This window comes from Alcaligenes sp. EGD-AK7, from assembly GCF_000465875.3.
In the GTDB taxonomy this organism is placed as follows: Bacteria; Pseudomonadota; Gammaproteobacteria; order Burkholderiales; family Burkholderiaceae_B; genus Alcaligenes; species Alcaligenes phenolicus.
In genome coordinates this window covers 401015-423745 of the sequence record NZ_AVOG02000001.1, presented here as the reverse complement: position 1 = coordinate 423745, position 22731 = coordinate 401015, and the positions used below count along the sequence as shown (strand labels likewise).

The window sequence follows — 22731 nt, the reverse complement described above, 5'->3', positions numbered from 1 at the left end:
GAACGTAAGACTCATCGCGCCTGGGTAGCCGCGCTCATGCTCGTCGCGTGCGCCACCGTTCAGGCTGGAGATGCCGATAGTGAGCGCGAAAGTCTGGCACGGATTGAAAACGAGCTGGCCGTCGTGCAGCAGATGGTGGCCGCGGCCTCTCGTGATGCGCCTCCATCTCAACGAGTCAATTTTCGATATGAGTGGTTGATCAATGACCTGGACGTGATGCGTCGGGGAATTCAACAACACCTTAATGCCCCTATGCAGCCGCGTCCGGTCGAGCCACTGCGAGGCGACTACCGCCAATGACGCAGCTTCAGGAGATCTCCTTATGGGCATGAACAATGCGCAGATGGGTTCGAGCATGAGAGAGGCGTTTGCAGCGGGCTCGGGTGTTGACCCAAACGCCATGAAGATCGTGCTGACGGTCATAACGGTAGCAGCTGTGGCTCTGTTCTTTGCGTGGTTGGTAATGGCCGCTCTAGAGAACTACCGGGAGAACCAACTCAAGCAAGAAGAGGTGGTCTGGGCCTGCGTCAAATTAGTTGTGCTGTTGTCCTTAATCCTGTGGGTGTTGGTTTGACGCTCACAGGACTTCTTAACACATCAAACCTTACGGAGTTTAGCTATGACCACACTGAACGCTCTGTTGGCGGCACCCCGAGCGGGGTGGCAAAAAGCCAAGCGTTACTTCGCGCAAGCCGCTTTGATCCCTGCTGTAGCGTTACTTTCGTCACCTGCCATGGCAGCTTTGCCCACGATGCCCACACCGGGATCTGGCATTGACGGGGCTCAAGTTGCTGACGGCGATTGGCTTGGAGCGATGGGTGCTTACTGGAAACAGGGCATCACGATTCTGGCCATGATCTTTGTTGGCTACTTTTTCCTGAAAGTCGTGATGGGTGCAATCACAAAGTGGACCCAATACACACGTGGCCAGGCAGATATTGCTGACCTGAAAGAATACGTAATCACTGGCGGTGTGCTTGCCATTGCGCTTGTCGCACTGGCCACGTATGCCATCGCCACGCTCGGGTAAAGGGGAAAAGTCGATATGGCTCGCAAGCCCTCTGCCCCACACCTTGAACAGCTAGATGAGCAAGTTACCCAGGGCATCGCTACGCCGATAACCGATCGCGTGAATGTTCAACCAGCCATTCTGAACGGTATGACGGTCGATGAAGCACAAATCATCGGTCTGATCTCCGTCGTGGTGTGTCTGCTGCTGGGCTTAGTACTGCTGGCCATAACCGGCTTCTGGCAAACACTTTTGGCCATCATGCTATTTGGACCATTAGTCATTTTGTGGTTTGCCTCTAAATACCTGGCTGGACTTAAGCGCAACCGTCCTGACGGCTATTACAACCAGGCTATGCACCACTGGATGGCCTCTCGTGGGTGGGTGAAAGCCAAATTCATCCGCCACAACGGTTATTGGAGCTTGGGCCGGACCTTGCCCTTTAGCTTGTCCACATCATTCAACCCTAAACCGTCCCGTCAGAACGTTGTTTCTACGGGCGAAACGGCCATCCCCTCTTCTTGCGCTGCTCAAGGTGTGACACCGATAGCGGATAAAGCGAGCAACAACGTATGAGTTCAAAATATTTAAACGCCCTGGCCACTGTTCAGGCGACAAATAAAAGACTGGGCGCACTTGTTTTAGTTGTCGCCGCACTTGGGGCTGTGGGTATGTACTTTGCTGCCCGCACACCGCATCGAATCGACGTCAATCTGCACCCCAACATTCAAGGCGGGGACGTCGTCACCGTGACCGACGGCCAGTCGCCGGTCCCTGACGTCAATGTATATGGCTTTGCCTACTACATCTGGCAGCAGGTCAACCGCTGGCAAGCCGACGGGTACAAGGACTACGGCAAGCAAATCTACTACTACCAGGCCTACATCACCCCGTCTTGCCGCGCTCAGCTAGAGAACGACATGAACACACGGGATAGAGCCGGTGAGTTGCGCTCACGCACACGCATCATGACGGAGATTCCAGGGTTTGGGTTTTCACCCAGACGAGTCATTTCGCAAGGCACCAACACCTGGACAGTACTGCTCGACATGCAATTGCAAGAGACATTTCGTGGTCAACAAATCAAAGACATCTACATCCGGTATCCGATGCGTGTCGTGCGATATGACGTTGACCCCGAGAAAAACCCCTGGAAGCTGGCCATTGACTGCTATGGCAACAACCGCCCTGCCCGCCTGAATCCTGACGAAGTCGCCGCAGTCCAGAAGAACAACCAAAGTCCCGAGCTGCCAACTGAGTCAGAAATCGTGCCCGCCACATTGCCCGGCACGATCACCGACCCGGCAACCAACGTGACCGACCCCGCTCCGACACCTATCCAGGTGCGACCCGTCCAACCACAAAGCGAGTGAGATTGTCATCCATGAAAGCCATTCTTAGCATTCGCAAAACAGCTCTGGCCTGCGCTCTTTTGGGGCTGGCCCAGTACGCACAGGCACAAGTGCGAGACTTGGGGCCAAACTTGGAGAGCGTACCAGCAGATCTTATTGCTCCAGCCCCTAACAGCGTCAACTCAAGTGTCAATGTGGGTTCTGCAACAAACGCAGCAGTGAATAACGCGCCCGATCTGGGAGAGATTCCCAATCTTGGCTCCTCACCCTCTAATGCTGAGTATCAAACCCCTGGCGTCAATGTGATGGGTGACCAAGCTATGGTGGTGAGCACTGTGGATGCGGCCATTCAACAGGCCAAGGATAATCAGGACGAAAGCGGCACGACCATCCGCAAACCGCCACAAAACAAACCGCATGGCGTCGAGCGAGCCGTGTTTAATCGAGCTCCGGTACGTGCGCCACTGCCTGTGGGCATCGAACGCATGATTACCTTGCCTGCGCCTGCCGCCCTGCATGTGCCATCGGATATGTCCAAGATTGCCCGAATCGAAGTCATTGATCGCACGATGTACATCACGGCCCTCCAGCAGTTCACACCCGTGCGAATCATTGCTGAGCTCATTGACTCTGGGCAGCAAATTCCCTTCGATCTGGTTGCCGACAGCACAACAGCCAGTGCCCGTAGCGAACTTCAGGTTTTTGTCGTTGCTTCATCATCGCCTGGTACAGAGGGGATCGGTGGTGATGGTCCCGCCTCCCAAGCGGCAGCGCAAGCGACCAGCATAGCGAATGCACACACATTGAGCCAGCAAATGGCGGAATCGGCACCGACAGATATGGTCCAGCTCACCCGCTACGCCGCACGCCAGCTTTATGCCCCAAAGCGGCTTGCCACGCCATTCTCTGGTGTACAGCAGGTCGAAGTCACAGCTGAGCCAATTGCCAACCTAATACGCGGCGTCAATGTTGTATCCACCCCCGTCGGTCAATGGCGTTCTGGCCAGCTCTATGTGACAGCCGTTCTCATCAAGAACCGGTCACATAACCCCTTGGAGATTCCACTTGAGCAAGTGCGCGGCCAATGGATTGCAGCCACCGCGCAGCACGGTCGAATTGGCCCAGCCGGTTCCGAGACGGACACCACCGCCATTTATCTGGTGTGCCAGCGCCGATTTGAAGCCTGCCGGTAATAAAGGAACAACAGCATGAGCAGCACGTCCAGCAACAAACTGATCCCCATCCTCGGTGGTGTCGCAGTCTTAATAGTCAGCGTGGTGATATACAGGCAATTTACGGGTTCAGGAGAATCCACCAACTCGGTATTGACCTCCATTCCTACACCTGAAAGTGCCACACTGCCTACCGCGCAAGGAGCGGACAACGACAACGCCGCCGAAACCCTACGCACCGTCACCGCCAGCAATGAACAATTGCGGCGTGATGTGGCACGCGTGATCGAGATGAACAATCAACTCATCGCTGAGAATAAGCGCATGGGAGGCGCTAATGCGACGGTCTCGCGTCGCATTGAACAAGAACAGCGCGACACACTCAACATTGACGGACCTCGGACGGGCTCGATCGATCCAACTGGCGATGAGACAAGCGCCAAAAGCGCAGTCAACCTAACCTTGCAGCGAGGCTCCGAAGCGGTCGATACGTTCTCACGCGCCTTTCAACTGTCACCGGCCCGCTCTGAGACCGAAGCGGCCAATCGAGCTGCTCAGACACGAACAACTCCCCTGGTCCCACAACAATCATTATCACTGGGAACTGAATCGTCCACTCCGACGGTTGCCTCATCAGGCCCATATCGTGTTTTGCCTCCCATGGGCTATAGCGCGGTAACGCAGTCCGAGCAGGGCCGCAATGGTAATGACGGACCAGCCATTACGCGCTATGTCCGCACCAGTGGTAATCAGGCCTATGCCAATAGCTCAATGGTTCCTGTATCCAGGCCGACCGCCACACAAACACGGTCAACACCGCAAGCCGCCAAGCCTGAACCGATTCCGTATTTTACTGTTCCCGAGAACTCGACACTGGTCGGCGCAGTATCCATGACCAGTCTCATCGGACGTGTGCCCATCGATGGTCGTGTCACTGACCCGATGCAGTTTAAAGCGATTGTCGGCCGCGACAACCTGGCAGCCAATGGCTTTGAATTACCGGCAGACATTGAAGGGATGATCGTCACCGGTGTGGCCATTGGGGATATGGCGCTGTCGTGCTCAGAAGGAAAAGTGCGCTCGATCACCTTTATCTTTAATGATGGCACGGTTCGCACCATCTCTGAGCGCTCCAAAGGCGGGGGTAATGCCAACGTCAATGGTAGCGGCACCACCCAGGACCTGGGCTACATCTCAGACGTACATGGGAACCCCTGCATTCCTGGCAAATTCGTCACCAATGCACCGGCCTATCTGGCCGATCTGGCTGCGCTCAAGGGCTTGGATGTCGCTGCGCAAGCGTTCTCCGATGCTCAGCGCACCGTCTCGAACAACCTGGGCACAGGAAATACCACCTCTCAAATCACCGGCTCGCGTAGCAGCTACGCCATGGGACAAGCCGCCTCTGGCGCAACCAATGAAGTCGTCGCCTGGATGACCTCCCGCCTCAAGAATAGTTTTGACGCCGTTGTAACCCCGGCTGGCAAGCAGATGGTCATTCACCTGGATAAAGAACTGCAGATTGACAAGATGCCAAACGCCCGCAAGCTGGTCTACCGCCAGCAAGGGACGCAGCAGATTTCTCGTGGAGCACATTATGGTCTGGAATAAAACTGCCCAACGCCTGGCGCTGGTCCTGTTCACCACTACGATGGCAAGCGGTTGTACCGTCATGATGGATCGCGAGTCCCCGCTCAACGAAGTCACCAAAGACTCGCCAACCGTCCTGGACGTCTACCGGGGCACCGACTATCGAAACGAAGCGACTCGTCAGTCGCGCATTTCCCCCCAGGAGCGGATGCGTGAGCGCACTCAGGCTAGACCGATTAATCCAGGTGATGAGTTAACCCAGCGATATTGGTCAGCTGTTGATTCCATGAATCAGCGATTTGCTCGGCTGCCGAATCCTGACCTGGTAATGGTGGTGTTTCCGCATCTGGCCAAGGGCCAGTATCCGGTTCCAGGCTACGTGACCGTCTTCCCGATGTACGACCAGACACAGTATGCGCTACCTGGTGAGGTCACCCAAAATTTACTGCAGTGGCGAGGTGACTACTTTGAGGCAAAATCCAGCGCCAAGAAAAAGGGAGGCGCAGATGATCGCTAATGTGGCCAGCTTGCTCGGATTCACGCGTCAACGTGCAGCGCAACCAGGCAGTAAGCGCGCTCCTCAAGTCACCGCAAAGGCATCGTCTCCTGGCCAGACCGTTGCAGATCGTCGACGCATGGCCCTGCGGCCACCGTCGTTTACCGACATGCTGCCCTATATCAGCTATGCCCCCGATGAGCGCATTTTTGTGTTGCGTGATGGCAATACCCTCGGGGCAATGTTTGAACTCTCGCCCATTGCGACCGAGGCCATGCCTATCGAAATCCTGAATGAACACGCCCAGAAGATTCAGGAGGCCTTGCAAGCCATGCCATCGGTCAACGGCGCACCGTGGATTGCTCAGTTTTTTGTCAATGATGACCGTAACCTGGATCATCTTAATGACACTTTTACCGACTATATCCTGGAGCAACACAAGGACGATGGCCTGGGCCAGGAGATCCTTAACTCGCCTTTTACCCAGGCGGTATTGGACGAAGTGCGCTCGCACCTGTCGAATGTCTCGCAACCCAATGGCCTGTTCACCGATACGCTTGTCACCGGTCAAGTCTGGCGCGGGCAAATCCGCCGTGTTCGTTGTTGCCTGTATCGTCGATTTGGCGGTGCAGCCGATGATCCACAAACGCCGGTGCAGCAAATCGAGTCGGTAGCCAACACCATCATGGCCACGTTTTCCGAAGCCGGTGTAGCCGTTCGCCGCTGCACCGGCAAAGACCTCTATGAGTGGCTACTGCCGTTTTTTAACCGCGATCTACCCTGGGCGCCTGGCACGCAAATGATGCGTGAATTACCCTATCCCGGCGACACCCCGTTAACCGATGACGAGGACACGCCCATTTTTGGATGGGACTTGTCTGAGCTGTTGAGTATCAATGAGCCCCGTTCGGACCTGGAGCAAGGGTTATTTGAGTTTGATGGCGTACCGGTCAAAGCGCTGACTTTGCAAAATATGCGCAAGCAGCCAGAAATCGGACACTTCACGGCCGAGTTGGCCAATGGCAAGGAACGATTTGCACGTTTTGATCGGCTACCTCCCGGTTCGATGCTCTCAGTGTCCATTACCATCGCGCCGCAACACGTCGTAGAGTCACAAATTGAGCGGATCCGGGATGCCTCACGCGCCAAGACTGCGCAGGCCATCGAAACCTACCGGGAATGCACCAACGTTTTGAATGAAATAGTTCGGGGCAACCACCTGTTTCCAATGATGGTGACCCTGTACGCGACTGCCACCAGCACAGATGAACTCGATAGCAACATCAACACGATTAATGCGCTGTTGATCCCATCGGGCCTGAAGTTCATCAGTAATCAGCATGACCTGGTCCCGCTGGACACATTCATGCGGGCGCTGCCCTTTAACTATGACCCCGCCTTCGATAATCAGGTACTTCGTCGGTCCCGCTTGACCTTCGCCTCCCATATTGCGCGTCTGTTGCCATTGTATGGCCGTGCCCGTGGCACACCTCACCCCGGCATGTGGTTCTGGAATCGTGGCGGGGAACCCTTGTTTGTGGATCCGCTCAACAAACGCGATCGTAAAAAGAACGCGCATATGCTGGTGCTGGGACCGACCGGAGCCGGTAAATCGGCCACCTTGAACTACATCGCCATGATGACGATGGCCATTCATCGGCCACGGCTGGTGATTGTCGATGCCGGGAACTCCTTCGGTCTTTTGGTGGATTTTTTTAAAGACCGAGGGCTATCGACCTACAAAGTTGAACTGAACAGTAGTGCAAAAGTGTCCTTGCCACCGTTCGTTCATGCGTACCAACTACTAGATGATAGTGAAGTGATGGAGAGTTTTGTGGCGGCCGAGCAGCAGGCACGAAGCAACGCAGGCCTGCCCGATGACGAACTGCTCAATGCCCTGCTTGGCCAAGATGATGGGCCGTCGGCTGCCGACGTGTCTTTTCATGAAACGTTCCAGGCCAGTGAAGATGACGAAGAGCAGGACGACGAGCTGGATAAAAGAGACTTGCTGGGCGAGATGCTGATTGCCGCGATCCTGATGATCACAGGCGGTGAAGCGGACGAAGTCGCACAGATGAGTCGAGCCGACCGGTACTTGGTATCACGCGCCATCATCATGGCCGCGATCAGTTGCAAAGAACGGGGAGCCAAGCACCCGTTGACACAAGATGTGGCCCTGCAGCTGATGCACATGAACAAAGATCAGACCATGTCACCGGCGCGGCGGGCCCGCGCCGAAGAAATGGGTCAGTCAATGATGACCTTCACCCAGGCGCTGCGAGGCAAATTATTCAATCGTGAGGGACAGGACTGGCCAGATGCAGACGTCACTCTGGTCGAGATGGGTACGCTCACTCAAGACGGCTATGAAGATGCCTTGGCAGTTGCGTACACAAGCCTCATCGACTCAGTACAGTCCCGTGCCGAGCTGAACCAACACTCTGGTCGCCCGATGGTGTTCCTTACGGACGAGGGCCACTTGATCACAACCAATGAGCTGCTTGGCCCCAAGATAGCCAAGGGCACCAAAATGTGGCGCAAATTCAATACCTGGTTCTGGCTTGCCACACAAAACCTGAAAGACTTCCCCGACTCCATGGAGCGCGTGCTCTCGATGTGTGAGTACTGGATGCTACTGACCATGGACAAAGCAGAGATTGAAGAAGTGGTGCGATTTCGGTCGCTCACCAACGAGCAGCGAGCCATGATGGAATCCGCCCAAAAGGAGCCCCCGAAATACACGGAAGGGGTTCTGATTTCTGCGACCGGCCAGATGCTCTTTCGCAACGTCCCTCCAGCTCTCCCGATTGCATTGGCCATGACTGAGGGCCATGAGAAAGCACATCGACGTCGCCTGATGGAAAAGCATGGAATCAACGAAATGGGGGCTGCTCAAATGGTGGCACAAGAGCTAGCGCGGAGTCGCGCATGATCAAGATACGCTCACTTAGCAAAGGAGTTTCTCGTCTCACGGCTTGCATCGCGGTTCTGACTGCACTGCTTGCCGTCGTCACACCAGCGACTGCGCAACAGCCTGACCAAGACCTGTACGCAGGGGTCATGACCGTAGAGGTGTTTGCCAACAGTGCCATGCCGGTAACACCAAGCACTTCACCACACTATGCCTTGTCCATCTACCGCTTGGATGCAATGAATAATCTCGAAGCTCAGATGAATGAAGGTATGCCACAAGACGAAGCAGAAGCACGTCTATGGGTTGCCAACAATGAAGCCCGCTTACGACAAATGATCCAACCCATGGTCGCGAGTGCCGTTAACGGCCTGGCACGCGCGCAGCGTTATCAGATTGACCGATTACCAGCGGTGGTCATCAACCAGCGCTATGTAGTCTTTGGCTATGTCGACGTTGACCAGGCGCTTATGGCCTGGCGTGACAGCCAAAATTAAGGGGCGCTCATGTCAATCATTACTTTGCGCTTTCGGCACATGCTTGCGATTAGTTTGCTGGTGCTGGCAACCGCGCTGCGGCCTGTTCCAGCAACAGCTGCCACAACCACGGCGGGCGTCGTCACCAATACGGTCGCTGCACTCCCCAGTTGCACGTCCTATCAGGTCAAAGGCATTTGCGTCTGGCTGGTTTGCATCCCGCTCATTGGCTGCTTCATCCGGACGTCGGTTCGGGTTGCACATTACGTGCCCGATGTCGTGATCAGCACCTACAACGATCCTCTGGCTCACCCTTGGGCTGAGGTGGGTAAGCCATTGGCGACAGCTATATCCTCAGTGGGATCAGCCGTAGTCGGCGCCCCGATCGACGCATCAGCAGGAACACAGCGCGAGGGCACAGAGGTGACTACATATAAAAGTGCGGACGCCATTGGCAACCCCGCAGGCTTGATTGCCAGCATCGCCAGCGGCTACATCCCCAGCTTTGGCAGTTCATTCCAGTTTCCGGGCCATAGCGAATTGTTGGCCTTCACTCGCACAGAACTGCCTCGTATCGCGCAGTCTTGGCGGCAAGTCCCCCAACAGCTGGGCAACGAATTCATCGAAGCAGCCCGTGCCATGGCCAATGCACCAGCAGACATCATTTCCTCCGTCTCTGCATTTCCGGCAAAACTTGGCGAGCTGAGCTCATCAATTGGAAATTTGGGCAATGTCTTTGGTGGAAGCGTTAGCACCCAAGCCATTGGCTTGTCCGGTGTCGATATGGTGGGTGCAGATCTTGGGCCAATCAGAGACATGGTGCAGATCGCTCAGCGCCTGGGTGCCTCCGGTGGGCTATCTGAGATGTTCTGCCCCGGCTCAGCGTCGGCGTTCAATCTGCATTTTCAGTCAGACATGGACGCGATGAGCTGGCGAGGGTTTTGGCCGCTAGAGATGCTCTACCCCCAATCATGGGTGCCTGGTACAGGGGAAGTAAGCACCTCGCCCCTTTCCACTACCTGGGGGCCTATATACCCACGTAACGGCGAGCTTGTGCAGTCACACCCAGTAAAGGCCTCCGCCGTGCTGGCCACGCGTGTCGGAAGCATCATCTCGCAATCGGCACAGCCCCACATTTACAAGCGTCTCCAACCCGGTAGTGGCTACAAGTATTTCCCCACCTCCAAGCCCACTACCTGGCAGATGATCTATCCGAGCGCTCAACGGTCCTGCATGACCTTTGGTGCAGATGACTCGATGAGCCTGGCCAGCTTTGGCGATTACAAAACCGATGGTTCCGATGGCTATATGTGGAATATGTGGAACCACTATGACTGCTGCCGCATCCGTGGTGAGTTTTTATACAGCATCCCTTAAGCGAAGGACGAGAATATCTATGCAACAACCACAACGCCCGTTCACACTGCGCTTGAAACCAGCAGCCATGATGCTGGCTCTTGCGTTGACCTCCATGAGCGTGATGCCCGACGCCTACGCGCAACCCGTACGCGGCTCTTCGCTATATTACCGAATGGGAGGCGGCTCGCCCGGCGGCTCTGCAAATTATCGCGGCCAGGTCGCTCACAGCTTAGGCTTTGGAGGAAATGCTCGACTGAACTATTCATGTGGCAAGTTTGATATAGGCCTATCTTGGGCCAACATCATGAACAACCTCAACAACCTGGGCCAGACGGTGACTGGGGCGATTCAATCTGGTATCGCTGCCCTCCCCTTGTACGTCTTGCAACGCGCACAGCCAGGCCTGTATCAGATTTTTCAAAACTATTCGCAAAAGGTGGATCTCCTGCTCGGGGCCAGCCTTAAATCCTGCGAAGAGATGGAGGCCATGGTCAAAGCGGGGCAGAACCCCTATGAGGATTGGATCAAGATGGCCAAAGGTGAAGGCTGGAAGATCAAGGCCTCCGCGCAAGGTGATATTTACCAGGCAAAAATCGACATTGAGAAGAATGAAGAGGCCAATAAAGCCGGGGTGCCATGGGTCTTTGGCCAAAATGCCGGGGGTGTAGGAGGCCGACCTATTGAGCCGGTGCGAGATCTCTCTGTGGCAGGCTATAACGCTACCCTCAACAAACCAATCACAGCATCAGAGACCACGGACTACAGTAACTCACCTGCCGAGAAAAACTCTCGCCTGGTTCGTGCGTTTAAATCACCGGCAGAACTTGCCCAATGGACAACCGAAGTCCTTGGGGATCAGAAGGTCTATACCTGCGGGCAACATCACTGTCCTGCCCCAACCACGGTCGTGACCTCCAGCGGCCTGGGGCCCAAATATGAAGCCGAAGTCGATTTCGTCCAGCCTAAGCTTGAGGCAATGGCCAACCCATCGAACTCGGCCACTTATGCCGATCTCGCAGAAATCTCAGCTCCTGGCTTTGCCGTGTCTCCTCAGTTGCTTGACTCCTTACGAGCAATGCCGCCTGACACCCGCAGCATCGCTGTGAACCGCATTGCTCAGGAAATGGCGATGCACCGGGTGATCAATAAAGCACTGGTGGCGCGTAGCGTGTTGATGACAGGTCTGACCTTACCGGAGGTTACGGCCGCAGGAGATGCAATCCAAAACACCCAGGCTTCGGTCGATCGCTTAAGTGGCTACATTGACGACTTGATGTATGAGGCTCGGATCCGCAAGGATCTGACGTCCCAGACGGCATTGTCGATCATCAACACCCAGTCCGCCATTGACACACAATCACTGAACGTACCGGGTGGCAACCCTGTTGATCCTGCCCCAGCAGTGGGTGGACGGGTGCCTGGACTATGACACAAGTCTCTCTCACCAAAAAACGCAGCTGGCTGTGGCGAGCACTGATATGGCTCGCCATCGGTTTGGCCGGATTTCTCCTGCTCATTGGGCTGCTCGGCGCACTAGCGCAGTCGTTTATCGGACAGGAACATAAACTTCTAAGCCTTCTTGAGGGGACATCGTCAGTACGAGATATTGGAGCAATCGCGCAATGTCTGGCAGCACTACTCATTATTTGGCGCTGGCCAGCCGTCGTGCGCTGGCTTCAAGCCAGGCATATTGTTCAAGGATTCGAATATGACGCCGTGCTGGCCAGCCGCCGCAAGGTGGCGGCATTTGCCACGCTGTACTTAGTTTTGATTCCGATTGGCCTTGACCGCATCTGGCGCTGGGTGACAGCGCTCATTGCGGCTTAGCTGGGGAATACGCCATGCAACTAGACAGTTATCTTGAGCTCTTCACCACTTTCTACGGGTGGGCTTTTGCCAATATTTTTGGCGAGATCGTCACCGGCACCGGCTTGGTCGTCATCCCCTTTCTTGTGGTAATCCTCAATGCCTGGCGCGAAGCTGGCCAGCGGGGAATGCAAGACATCGGCGTTATGGGTGTCATCAAAAGCGTACAAACGCAGCTCATCGTCATGTTGTTTGTGATGTCGGTCTGCTTTTTCACATCGCCCATCACAAGCCTGACGTATGCGCGCTTGTCGTACGTGCCTCCTCCTTCGATTGATAACCCTAACCCTGCAGAGGCAACGCCTGGAGCGAGTGGCAGCACCTACGATACGGCACTACGCGATGCTATTGATGGAAGCATGAGCCAAGCCAGCGGGCTGAGTAACGTGCCCCTATGGTGGTACTCCATCATGTCCATCAGCTCTGGGATCAACAATGCCTTTCGCAATGGCATGAATAATTCCGGATCTGATATGCGGGTTCTGGAGGATATGGCCAAGAATGCCACAATCGAAGACCCCGCCTTGCTCGGTGATGTGCAGCGCTTCTACAGCGAATGCTTTATCCCGGCACGCAGTCAGTATTTGCGCAGCGATCGCAGCAGAATCAGTGCATCAGGTGCCTCGATCTTGGCAGAATCCAATGCCGACTATGGGCCTACCGATGTGGATTGGATGGGCAGCCAGTTTTTCAGAACTGAACCTGGGTATTACGCCTCCATGCGCAGTCGTGCACCAGTAACTGGTTTTGCGATCGATTACTCCCGCGATACGGAGTACTACGACCCATCGAGTGACGTGGATCCACAAGTCACCGGCGCGGTAAACCCAGAGTTTGGACGCCCAACCTGCAAGCAATGGTGGGAGGATCAGCTACGAGAAAAGCTGATCGATGGAAGCCCTGGGGTGCGAGCGTTCGCATCCAGAGCAGCGAACGTTCTCACCTTTACGTCGTTCGACAAACAAAAAGATGAAGTGGCTCGTCTGGCGTCAACCGCAGCCAATCCAGTCTTTGTTGATTTCGACCAAATGATGGGGACTCCCTATGACTCTGCCACGGTCGCGGGTCGAACAATAACGGGCGCAGGAAGCACGCTCGGTGTTGGTGGGGCAGCCTTCATGGCCAGCATGGCATGGATGCCCTTAGTGACGTCCTTACCTATGATCCAGGCCTTAGTCCTCATGGGGATCTACGCTTTTCTTCCCTTGGCCACCTTGGTCAGCGGCTTCAGTCTCCGGGTCTTGTTCTTAGGAGCTATGGCCATTCTTACCATCAAAATGTGGGCATCGATGTGGTACATCGCCACCTGGATCGACGGTCACCTCATCAACGCCATGTACCCTGGCGCTCTGGGCAATATATTTGTTCAAGAAGCCATGATGATCGGCAAAGGAGCGATTCCAGCGGGCTACAAACGAATGATACTGAACACGATTTTATTGTCGTTGTATGTCGGTTTACCGGTCATTTGGTCTTCGATGATGGCGTGGGCTGGACTCAAAGTGGCGGGTGGTATCGATAAAATGGTAAGTGAAGGAGGAAACGGAGCAGCCAACTCGGGACGACTTCCATTGCTAGGGAAAATTTTTGGTAGGAAAAAGTAAAATCTAATTTCTTAATAGGGCCAAGCAGACACAAGGTACTCATAGTTTTAGAAAGACGTTCCGATTCCTAGGACTCCACTTTATTTTTATCAAGCACGATTTGACTAGTATAAATTATCGATAATATAAAAATGGATCGCCCCGGGAACCGAGGAGGCTGTTTGGTTAAAGTACAGTGTTCATCGGCACAGCTTCAGAGTGGTTACGGTGATAGAACTCTTTAGCCTGCCCAGGAGGAATATACCGGATGGCCCCGAGCAGGCGTTGATGGTTGTACCAGGCGACCCATTCCAACGTTGCCAATTCCACAGCAGCCAAGTAACGAACTAAGGAACACGAAAACATCCATCGAACTACTCCCAATAAGACCCAACTAGATTTACACGACAAGCAGAGGCACAACGAGTTCGATATAGGAGTAGGCGCAGGATTCGTCGCCATGCCCTTGACCTAAAATGGAACATCCCCTTCAAAACCATTTGCAAGATCTACTAGATAAATTATCTGTGATGCGCAAACAGCTAGCACGTACTCGGTGACTTCGACAGAAGCCTTCCCTCCTGTCGCCGCTCCATGAGCCACGCCCTCAGCTCCATTCCGGAATGCATAAATGCCATTGAGCGTCTGCGTAAGTGCCTTCGGAACTGATACAAGACTCGTTGATCCGAACCATTTAATCAAATCTCCCAACGTCGAGGCCTTGGCCATTGGAAAGAGCACCTTCCCTGTTGCCTCGACAGCACACACTGCCTCTTTAACTGCGTTCTCGAAGTCCGGCTTGGTTGGATGCCGGAAAAACTGCAGTGCCTTCTCGTAATGCTGCCTGGCACTAATCAACTCCGCTGCACCAAGGACGACTTGAGATTTTGAGGCGAGCTCGACGGTGTGCTTCCGACCTCGCCGCCGTACTGCACCATCTGTGAATTCGTATGCAAGTGACTCCTCAAGAAAGAGTCGCTGAAGTTCAGCGGCGATGTAGGCTTGTGAATCGGAACGGGAGATCTCCTCGGTGTAATTACCGTAGTTGTCTTCCCATCCTATCTGATTCGGGAGTTTAGAGTAGAGCCGTTCACAAAAATCATAGACCTTCTGCCACTGAAGTGTTTCCAACGCATACGTGGCGTTGGCCTTCGCCTGCTCAAGACTCGACACTGACGAAGTGTCATACGACACCAACTCAAGCCGGCCGATACGGTGAAGCTCTCGAGCAATTACTATCCAGTCGGCCACATACCCTTGTTCAATAAGGTCAGCTAGCAAATGAAGTAGGCCTGCCTTACCTGTATCAGGAAAGTCAGAGTCAATTTGCCGATGTGACCCCTTAGCGCGCGCAGAAAACGGTATCGATGGTGTAGCTGTCATGTCTCAACGTTCAAGCAATTGGTATGTTGATTATTAGTAATTTTGTACAACATTTGAGGACATAGTAGGCCGTAGCGCAGCCCCCCCTCCTGCCGGAAGGCGAACCGTTTGCATGTCCATAAGGATACCCTGAAGCTTAAGTAACGTCTCAGAGTGAACGATCCTAAATACTTATTAGGTAAACCAAAAACACTGAGATGAAGGCTTGTTATTAGTAGCCAAACGCCTGTAATGGAATGACTGCTTCGGCCGATAGCAGAAATTATAGGGACTACCTAGTATAGACTAACCTGAAAAAAGCCGCCTAGAGAGGCGGCTTTTCGAGTGTTGAGCTTTGCAATTTATACTGATTGATTCATGCTTATGATTCTTTCAAGGTGCTGCGGTGCAGGTTTAAGAGCAGCCATATATTCATCAGTTATACCAATAGTTTGAGGATGGGGGAGACTCAGTACTAGGGCCTTAGGAAAATTTTGAGTTATTAGTTTAAAGCGTGTTCCTTTGTAATTCTCTAATCTTGCTTGATAAACCTCCCCATTGCCTGGCCGTTCACCTAAGGCCGAAACGACACGTTTGCGAATATCAATATCATTAAGAGCCTGAATCATTTGAACGCCAAAGAATATTATTACTTTGGGCTTTCTAGACTCAATCAGGCTGAGAATGCCATCAGACTCTTTGACCATCATGTTGATAGTGATTTTCTCATTACTTTGAACACTGCGTGTTTGAGAGTTAATCCAGTTAGTTTGAAAAAAAGATCGATCAAATGCTGTTTCACTCCCAGGTTCATGAGATAAAGGGAGACCCCAGTTTTTCAACCACTTGCGTACAGTATTTCGGAACCGTGTATTATTGACTGATAAATCAGAGAAAAATGAAGGGGCGTCTATTTCTTGTAGCATTCCAGACTTCTCTAAGGCTTCATCTTTGGAGGAGTAGCCAAAATTTATGCCGCAGATCATCACCCCACCAGAGAGATTTTCGGGGAAGTCCTTGGTAACTACGGGGTGCATTATTGGCTCCTTGATCGCTTATTGAATATGCTTCTTACATTTAACTGCATTATAAGTTGCACATCACTATTTACGTAAATATCGGAAGAAGTAGTAATGAAAAGTAATAAGCCCTCAGAAGAGGGCTTGGGTGCAAGAGTGCGGATATAGCTAGTCGGACTGATTAGTTTTTAGCTTACTGTGTATGTCGACTTTCGACCTAAGCGGTCATTCAGCGTTTGATTGACAGCTAGATGACTTGTACCAATCGGCTGCGGAATCAGCGTGGACGTGTTTTTGTTTGTGGGGCACGAATGGCGTATCAAGTGTGCCTAGTGCTACCGAAATCCAGTCGGCAAATTCACCTTCACAGCGTGACCAGAACAGGGTCGAACCACACTCTGCGCAGAACTCGCGCAACACCGTCTGTGAGGACGCATATGTTTTAAGGTTGTTGGCCCCGCAAAGAACGCGTAGCGCGCTACGCGGAATGCTGCCATAGGATGCAAACGCTGCTCCGTGACCTTTACGGCACTTGCTGCAATGACAATGGCTCACTGCTTTGGGAGGGACGAGCAGCTCATAACGGACCTTTTCGCACAAACAACTTCCCTGGAATGCCTCTGGCATTATGCGTCTCCACACAGTCAAAGAACCAGTGTAACTACCTCGAACTTAATTCGCCGAGCGACCGCTCCTGGCCGTAAACAGTCATTGAGAAACGACTCCGTCACTCACGATCACCCCAATAGAAGTCCCAGCTAGGATCCATCCGATCCAACGGATCAGGGACTTCTGGTGCGGCCATGTTATTCAAGTTTTTATTACTACTTGAATTTATTAACATTAGAAGAAAATCAAACACGAGCATTAACCCAATCCACGTCACCCTTATAAAAAAAATACTTCCATGTCGTGCTAGTTTCAGAGCGTACTTCATTTACCTTAGCCCTCCTCACACCCAGTATTACTTAGCGATTCCCAAGAAAACAGCAAGGCATCGTTCAATTTCCACCAGTGTATCAGCACTAACAGATCCAAAAGCTTGGCCAATCTTATCCCGTTTCACGGTCAATGCCTTATCGATCATAATTTGTGATGGTTTTTGTAGACCATTTTCTGGGTCTGGCTGAATGCTAATGCGCAATAAGGGCGCATTCACTATTGTGCTGGTAACTGGAAGTACAGTGACCGAGGAATGGGCAGCAAATAAATCTGCTTGAATAACCAACGCAGGCCGTGGTTTTCCAAAATCCCCTTGCATTGCAACAGTAACTAGATCCCCACGTCTCATTCTGTCCAACCATCCAGGTCAGCCAGAGCCTCATCCATAAAATGTTCTGTATCCACATCGGTCTTGTCTGCCTTGGCTACCCGCTGCGCCTGGCGGCGGCATTCCGCCGCAAAATCGGGCCGACGTGTATCAGGCACCCAAAGCTGCACTGGGCGCAATCCTGCTTGCCGGAGGGAATCCCGGTGCTTCTGAACTCTCGCGTTTACATTTGCCATCTTGACCTCCATAACTATGCACTTATAGTACGGCCATTACCCGTTACATGCAACATGCTTCGACAGTTGTATGCAACGCAAAGACAAGGCCCCTTGAGTTCGTGATCGATAGCCCAGCGTCCCCCGCTCAAGCCGAAACAGCCATCAATTACATCACCCCATCAACGGAGCTTGCTTCGTGCCTGTTGGTTCCGCTCTTGCATCACCTGCATTACTTCCTCATGGGTGTACAACCTGGCATTGGGATCACTGACTTCACCCAGAGCTTCTTCAACCTCGCGGGCCATCCGCTCGTATTCCTCCGGCCATAGCACCTGCTCCATGCACAGCGACGCCTGCCCCAGCAAGTGCAGCAGGCCGAACAACCGCATGTCGTTGGTCGCGACGATATGATCCCGAATCCGTACCTGTATTGCTACGCTGGCTTGGTGTGCCGCAGGCGTGGCCGTCCCTTCGTAGTCGGTTGGGAATTCCGTTTCCTCAGCAATCCGTGCCCAAATGCTGGCCAGGGCCTCAATGTTGGATGTACTCATTTCATTCCATATAGACTTTAAAAAAACTGCAATTTCAGGAGCACGAGATCTCACGCGGTGACTAGTTTAACTGTCTCCAATCTCAAATTCGGCCAATGCTTTGACGCCAAATGTAGTGTATTGTGCAATACAAATTCATACTTTAAGACCACCATGAACATGAAAACGGCGCCGACCCATCAAACATATACCGAGCTGCAACAAGCCTACGATCATTTTAATACCGCCCTATTCGACGGTAGGTTGCCTAACTGTTTGATTACTTTGCAACGCGAGAAACGCTCAATGGGCTACTTCTCAAGCCAGCGATTTGTCGATGCTCAAGGTACCTATACAGACGAAATAGCGATGAACCCGGCCTACTTTGCCGTCGTGCCCTTGATCGAAACTATGCAAACTTTGGTACATGAAATGTGCCATCTCTGGCAATTCCATTTCGGCAAGCCTGGGCGTGGCAGGTATCACAATGATGAGTGGGCCTCGAAGATGGAAGCGATTGGACTGATGCCCTCTTCGACTGGCCAACCTGGTGGCGCTCGCACTGGCCAACTCATGGCTGATTATGCGATTGAGGATGGCAAATTTGTGAAAGCGTGCGCCGATCTGCTCACCCAGTCATTCTGTCTGACCTGGTACGATCGCTTCTCACATGCCGACGCACCTCGTAGCGCCGCTGAGCGCTTGGACATCTCAGTAGGAGGTGGAGCTCCTCCATACATCGCACTTCCAGCACTCACTCAAGCTTTAGCATCCAGTGCCGCCTCCACGAGCAACGCCGCCCAGGGAGACGAGAGTATGCCGGTAAAACCCACCGGCAATTCAAACCGCTGGAAGTACGTCTGCCCATGCGGCACAAGCGTCTGGGGTAAACCAAAGTTGAAGATTATCTGCGGATCCTGTGAAAGCACATTCACATCGCCAGACGCAGCTCGACTAAGCACCAACAGCGAATCGGCCTAGAATTGATTTAAAGGCTTGTCAAGTCGAAACCCTTGGTTATGTGCCCAAGGGTTTGAACAGACACACACTTCATGCGGCCCTACAGTGGCCACATGGACCCATTCGACACCCCTTCTCCACTATCACAGGCAGCTGCCAGCCACATTGCGCCTCCTGCATCCACGCGAGAGACAGAACTTATCTGGGCAGGCACTGAAGGCCAGCTCGTCAATGCGGGCTGGTTCATTGTCGCTATCCTGTTCTGCTGGACAGTCATACCTGTCCTATGGGCGATCTACCGATACCTTAAGGTTGCCAATCATCGCTATGAACTGACGAACCAACGCCTACTGGAATACAGCGGAATTCTCGTCAAACGTGTCGAAACCCTGGAGTTATACCGGGTAAAAGACATCGCCGTTTCCGGCACCCTCTTTCAAGCCCTGTTCGGCCGTGGCCGTGTCGTTTTGCAAACCACTGACGCCTCGACGCCGACCGTGCACATCAGCGCGATCGCTAGCCCTCAGCACGTCTCCCAACTTATTCGTGACGCGGTCGAACAATGCCGTGTCGCCCGAGGCGTTCGCGCCTTTGATTACTGAAAACCAGGATTCTTCCGAACAATGCTTACCTCAACCTATTCCCATTCTTCTTTGCTGATTCGCCTGGCAGCCAGTGCAAGCCTTAGCCTGGGACTGGCCACAGCGTCCTGGGCTCAAGGCGTACCGTCTGACGTGCAAGCAGCTATTGAGGAACACACTCAAGGTTCTGTCCCCATCGATAGCATCTCAACCACGCCTATTGCCGGCATCTACCAGGTCACCAGTGGCAACGAGATTTTCTACAGCGACTCGACCGGGCGGTACGCATTTGTCGGCGGCGCCCTCATGGACATGAAAGACCGCCGCGATGTGACCGCACCAGCCCTGGAGAAGCTCAACACAATCCCATGGGAATCACTACCGCTGAGTCAAGCCATTGTGCAAGTCCATGGCAACGGACAACGCAAGATGGCCGTCTTTGAGGATCCGCTCTGCCCCATCTGCCGCGTGTTCACAAAATTCGTCGATCAACTGGAAAACGTAACGGTCTATCGATTTGTCTTTCCCGTTATTGACCCGCAATCGGCCCCCATCGCCCGCAAAGCATGGTGCTCGCCAGATCGAAACACTGCCTGGAACATGGTCATGAATGGACGAAACATAGACGGTCGTGAAGACTGCGACATTACTGGGCTCGTGGAGATTTTAAAGTTCGGAGAAGCAAACAATATCGCTAACACACCTACAGTTATATTGGGGAACGGAAAGCGGTTAGTTGGCGCAACACCTCCCGAGCAATTTATTGCAGAATTAGATGCTTCTTAAATTCACGCTAAGGGAATAGGAAATGAAAATAAGCACAGCGTCAGTTCTAACAATTGCAATCACGTTGGCCAGTACAAATGCGACACTGGCTCAAACAAGCATGAACCATAAGGATGGCACGAAAAATCATCTGCAATGGCGACCCATGGCTATAGCTTCATTCAATTACGGCAGAATAAATGTTCCTGATGTATCGCGTGCAGATATGAACCTAGCCAGAACCGTCTGGAATAAAGAAATCGACTCTGCCCCCCTGGACGATGATGGAACAAAACTGCCTTCTTTCATCTTAGTTAGCTCAGTTACGAATCAAGGTGTGCAGTACACATTTTCAATCTTTAGTTCAGCTGGGACACCAGGATGCATAGAGCCTGGTAATGGCAGTGGGATTGAGGACATGTACGAGACATGCCCATTGCGAGTGACAGAATTTCAAGGCTCTCAGTCGCGCACTCAAGAGTTTCAAAATTATTGTCATCTCTATCCCTTCCCGCCTGACCAACCTGGTGATGTCAATCAAACAGAATTTGCATTTGACGAAAAAAATATGACGGCACATTTCCGAGTTATCCAGCACGGAAAACACGTACCGGCATGTGATCGAAAATTAGCATTACGGTAGAAAAACATGTTAAGGAACTTTAATCGCTTTAAAAAGCTAGTATGGTCTTTCCTTGGTCTTATTTTCACAGTCGTCACTATTGCTGCAACCCTTGTCACTGCTGAACAAGTTGCCCAAGCGATAAAAAATTCTCCACACGCCAGTCCGTGGCTAAAAGCTAATGCAGATGCCGTTGGGCGCTTGGCTATGTTCGAATCAGGTGGCGGACAACTAGATGTTTACAATGGCTCATGCTGCTCAGGCATTTTGCAAATGAATAAAACCAATATTCAAAAATATGCCAAGGTATCTCCCGAGGAGTTCAGAACATGGGGATTACAGGAGCAAGTAGACGCCTGGTCAAAACTGACCACTAAAGCCATGCAAGCACAAGCACCCAAGACTCTTGCAGGACTGGGAACGTTCGATGGCCGAGAAGTCGATGGTGATATGGTGCTGGCATGCGTACAGCTCGGAATCGGGAATTGCCAGAAAATGATCAACTCAGGCAGTTGTAGCGGCTTTGCGGATATCAATGGGACGACCATCTGCAAAATGGCTGACCGAATACGTAATGGTCCGCCTACGGGCAATAACGGCGATCCTGTTGACGACCTCATTCGCCCCAACCCTGATCAAGGTGGCATCTACCGGCCACCCGTCGATCCGTGTATCCGTGAGGGTGAAGGCTGCCTGCCTTTAACCGAAAGCCTGGAGCAAGGATTTGCATCTGGATCTGGCGTCAGCATGGGCAATTTAAGAGCGATCATTTTTGCGATATCAACTGCTTTTGTTATCCTTATCTTGATGTCATTTATTACGGCGCTTTTTCGAAACTACTCAACTGGTTCAATCGAAAAGGTTGAGCTTGTAAGTGGCGTACAGAAAACTATCATGATCGGAATGTCATTCATTGTTGTGATGTCGTTGTTCTAACTCAAGAAAAAAGATTAGCCAAGCCGCTGGTGCCTGGCCAACATCCTCGTTAGAAAGGTCACCTCTCAGTTTCGCCGGTTGAGAGATAATAAAGAGGAACGCATGAAAAAAGAACTTAACTCCATCTCCGAAATAAAAAAAGAAATTGCTCGACTGCAACGTGATGCCGATAAACTCAAACAAAAAACGAGATCTAAAGTAGTCAGCGATATTCTTCGATCCATGAAGGAAAACGACCTGAGTCCTGAAGATATTGCTCAGGCGTTTCATAAACCCCCCTTAAAGACAAAAGCAGTATCGACAATCAGGTATCGACACCCAGATGGCCATACGTGGACTGGTAGAGGACGCACGCCGACATGGATCAAGCAGATTGAATCGGAAGGCCGTTCCCGTGACGACTTTGCTGTTAGCAATGAATGAACTCAGATTATGGAGGCTGGCAACATGCTCAACTCAAACCCTCAAATAGCAGATATCCAAGGTCTGGATGGACGCATTGCTTCAACGCTGTCCCCTATGGAAACAGCTGCACTGAACTTCTACCACACTCTAAGCTAAAGGGTTGGTGTATCCGTGATTATCATCAATTAAGCTGATCCAACAGGGCTGGTGGTGGCTCGCTCACCAGCAGATGCTGCCGCTATCCTGAGA

The 22731-nt window shown here is 52.6% G+C and carries 26 protein-coding genes; 20 read left to right on the top strand and 6 right to left on the bottom strand.

The window, feature by feature from the left end; translation table 11 throughout:
* Positions 1-36 precede the first annotated feature (36 nt).
* Genes N879_RS01980 through N879_RS01915 form a run of 14 tightly spaced genes read left to right on the top strand, consistent with a single transcriptional unit; the run spans position 37 to position 13835 of the window.
* Positions 37-300, top strand: coding sequence for an integrative conjugative element protein, RAQPRD family (locus tag N879_RS01980; protein WP_131071821.1), 264 nt, complete (start codon positions 37-39; stop codon positions 298-300).
* 22 nt (positions 301-322) lie between these two features.
* Entirely contained in the window at positions 323-574 is a 252-nt protein-coding gene (locus N879_RS01975) for a DUF3262 family protein (protein WP_021446579.1), read from the top strand.
* Between the two features lie 45 nt (positions 575-619).
* Positions 620-1030: a DUF2976 domain-containing protein gene (locus tag N879_RS01970; RefSeq protein WP_009454031.1), complete on the top strand. Its 411-nt coding sequence runs from the start codon at positions 620-622 to the stop codon at positions 1028-1030.
* Positions 1031-1045: 15 nt separating this feature from the next.
* Positions 1046-1585: a TIGR03750 family conjugal transfer protein gene (locus N879_RS01965; protein ID WP_009454033.1), complete on the top strand. Its 540-nt coding sequence runs from the start codon at positions 1046-1048 to the stop codon at positions 1583-1585.
* A complete protein-coding gene (locus N879_RS01960; RefSeq protein ID WP_080584946.1) occupies positions 1582-2382 on the top strand; it encodes a PFL_4703 family integrating conjugative element protein in 801 nt (266 codons plus the stop codon). Before N879_RS01965 ends, N879_RS01960 begins: the two co-directional genes overlap by 4 nt.
* An 11-nt stretch (positions 2383-2393) precedes the next feature.
* The gene (locus N879_RS01955) at positions 2394-3554 is read left to right on the top strand and encodes a TIGR03749 family integrating conjugative element protein (RefSeq protein WP_009454036.1); all 1161 of its coding nucleotides are present in this window, start codon (positions 2394-2396) and stop codon (positions 3552-3554) included.
* Positions 3555-3569: 15 nt separating this feature from the next.
* The gene (locus tag N879_RS01950) at positions 3570-5144 is read left to right on the top strand and encodes a TIGR03752 family integrating conjugative element protein (protein ID WP_021446578.1); all 1575 of its coding nucleotides are present in this window, start codon (positions 3570-3572) and stop codon (positions 5142-5144) included.
* A complete protein-coding gene (locus N879_RS01945) occupies positions 5131-5640 on the top strand; it encodes a TIGR03751 family conjugal transfer lipoprotein (protein WP_009454038.1) in 510 nt (169 codons plus the stop codon). Before N879_RS01950 ends, N879_RS01945 begins: the two co-directional genes overlap by 14 nt.
* Positions 5630-8551, top strand: a complete 2922-nt coding sequence (locus N879_RS01940) for a conjugative transfer ATPase (protein ID WP_009454040.1) — start codon at positions 5630-5632, stop codon at positions 8549-8551. Before N879_RS01945 ends, N879_RS01940 begins: the two co-directional genes overlap by 11 nt.
* A complete protein-coding gene (locus N879_RS01935) occupies positions 8548-9027 on the top strand; it encodes a TIGR03757 family integrating conjugative element protein (RefSeq protein WP_009454042.1) in 480 nt (159 codons plus the stop codon). The genes N879_RS01940 and N879_RS01935 overlap by 4 nt, the downstream gene beginning before the upstream one ends.
* A 9-nt stretch (positions 9028-9036) precedes the next feature.
* Positions 9037-10383, top strand: coding sequence for a TraU family protein (locus N879_RS01930; RefSeq protein ID WP_021446577.1), 1347 nt, complete (start codon positions 9037-9039; stop codon positions 10381-10383).
* A 19-nt stretch (positions 10384-10402) separates the two neighbouring features.
* Entirely contained in the window at positions 10403-11794 is a 1392-nt protein-coding gene (locus N879_RS01925; RefSeq protein ID WP_021446576.1) for an integrating conjugative element protein, read from the top strand.
* Positions 11791-12192 (top strand): hypothetical protein, encoded by a 402-nt coding sequence (locus N879_RS01920; RefSeq protein ID WP_009454051.1) that lies wholly within the window; start codon positions 11791-11793, stop codon positions 12190-12192. The genes N879_RS01925 and N879_RS01920 overlap by 4 nt, the downstream gene beginning before the upstream one ends.
* Before the next feature lie 14 nt (positions 12193-12206).
* Positions 12207-13835, top strand: coding sequence for a conjugal transfer protein TraG N-terminal domain-containing protein (locus N879_RS01915; RefSeq protein ID WP_021446575.1), 1629 nt, complete (start codon positions 12207-12209; stop codon positions 13833-13835).
* A gap of 450 nt (positions 13836-14285) precedes the next feature.
* On the opposite strand, the gene N879_RS01910 is transcribed toward N879_RS01915, so the two are convergent.
* The 6 genes from N879_RS01910 to N879_RS01890 all read right to left on the bottom strand — a co-directional run bounded on the left by N879_RS01910 (position 14286) and on the right by N879_RS01890 (position 18234).
* Positions 14286-15197, bottom strand: a complete 912-nt coding sequence (locus N879_RS01910) for an AbiJ-NTD4 domain-containing protein (protein WP_021446574.1) — start codon at positions 15195-15197, stop codon at positions 14286-14288.
* A 341-nt stretch (positions 15198-15538) separates the two neighbouring features.
* Complete coding sequence (locus N879_RS01905) at positions 15539-16213, bottom strand: hypothetical protein (protein WP_009454055.1); 675 nt, start codon at positions 16211-16213, stop codon at positions 15539-15541.
* 207 nt (positions 16214-16420) lie between these two features.
* Positions 16421-16822: a GFA family protein gene (locus tag N879_RS19895; protein WP_009454057.1), complete on the bottom strand. Its 402-nt coding sequence runs from the start codon at positions 16820-16822 to the stop codon at positions 16421-16423.
* A gap of 337 nt (positions 16823-17159) precedes the next feature.
* Complete coding sequence (locus tag N879_RS01900; RefSeq protein WP_022983158.1) at positions 17160-17486, bottom strand: type II toxin-antitoxin system PemK/MazF family toxin; 327 nt, start codon at positions 17484-17486, stop codon at positions 17160-17162.
* Positions 17483-17635 carry an antitoxin MazE-like protein gene (locus N879_RS01895; protein ID WP_009454060.1) on the bottom strand — a complete coding sequence of 51 codons (153 nt, stop codon included), beginning with the start codon at positions 17633-17635 and terminating at the stop codon, positions 17483-17485. Before N879_RS01895 ends, N879_RS01900 begins: the two co-directional genes overlap by 4 nt.
* Positions 17636-17862: 227 nt before the next feature.
* Positions 17863-18234, bottom strand: coding sequence for a hypothetical protein (locus N879_RS01890; protein ID WP_009454061.1), 372 nt, complete (start codon positions 18232-18234; stop codon positions 17863-17865).
* A gap of 153 nt (positions 18235-18387) precedes the next feature.
* Here N879_RS01890 and N879_RS01885 point away from each other — a divergent pair, with 153 nt between their 5' ends.
* The 6 genes from N879_RS01885 (at position 18388) to N879_RS01865 (ending at position 22500) form a co-directional block, all read left to right on the top strand.
* Complete coding sequence (locus tag N879_RS01885) at positions 18388-19194, top strand: SprT-like domain-containing protein (protein WP_009454062.1); 807 nt, start codon at positions 18388-18390, stop codon at positions 19192-19194.
* A gap of 92 nt (positions 19195-19286) precedes the next feature.
* Positions 19287-19775 carry a PH domain-containing protein gene (locus N879_RS01880; protein ID WP_021446572.1) on the top strand — a complete coding sequence of 163 codons (489 nt, stop codon included), beginning with the start codon at positions 19287-19289 and terminating at the stop codon, positions 19773-19775.
* 21 nt (positions 19776-19796) lie between these two features.
* Positions 19797-20540 (top strand): DsbC family protein, encoded by a 744-nt coding sequence (locus tag N879_RS01875; RefSeq protein ID WP_009454064.1) that lies wholly within the window; start codon positions 19797-19799, stop codon positions 20538-20540.
* A gap of 22 nt (positions 20541-20562) precedes the next feature.
* Positions 20563-21162: a hypothetical protein gene (locus N879_RS20265; RefSeq protein ID WP_128831567.1), complete on the top strand. Its 600-nt coding sequence runs from the start codon at positions 20563-20565 to the stop codon at positions 21160-21162.
* Positions 21163-21168: 6 nt separating this feature from the next.
* Entirely contained in the window at positions 21169-22077 is a 909-nt protein-coding gene (locus N879_RS01870; protein WP_009454065.1) for a hypothetical protein, read from the top strand.
* 102 nt (positions 22078-22179) lie between these two features.
* Entirely contained in the window at positions 22180-22500 is a 321-nt protein-coding gene (locus tag N879_RS01865) for an H-NS histone family protein (protein WP_009454066.1), read from the top strand.
* Positions 22501-22731: the final 231 nt, after the last annotated feature.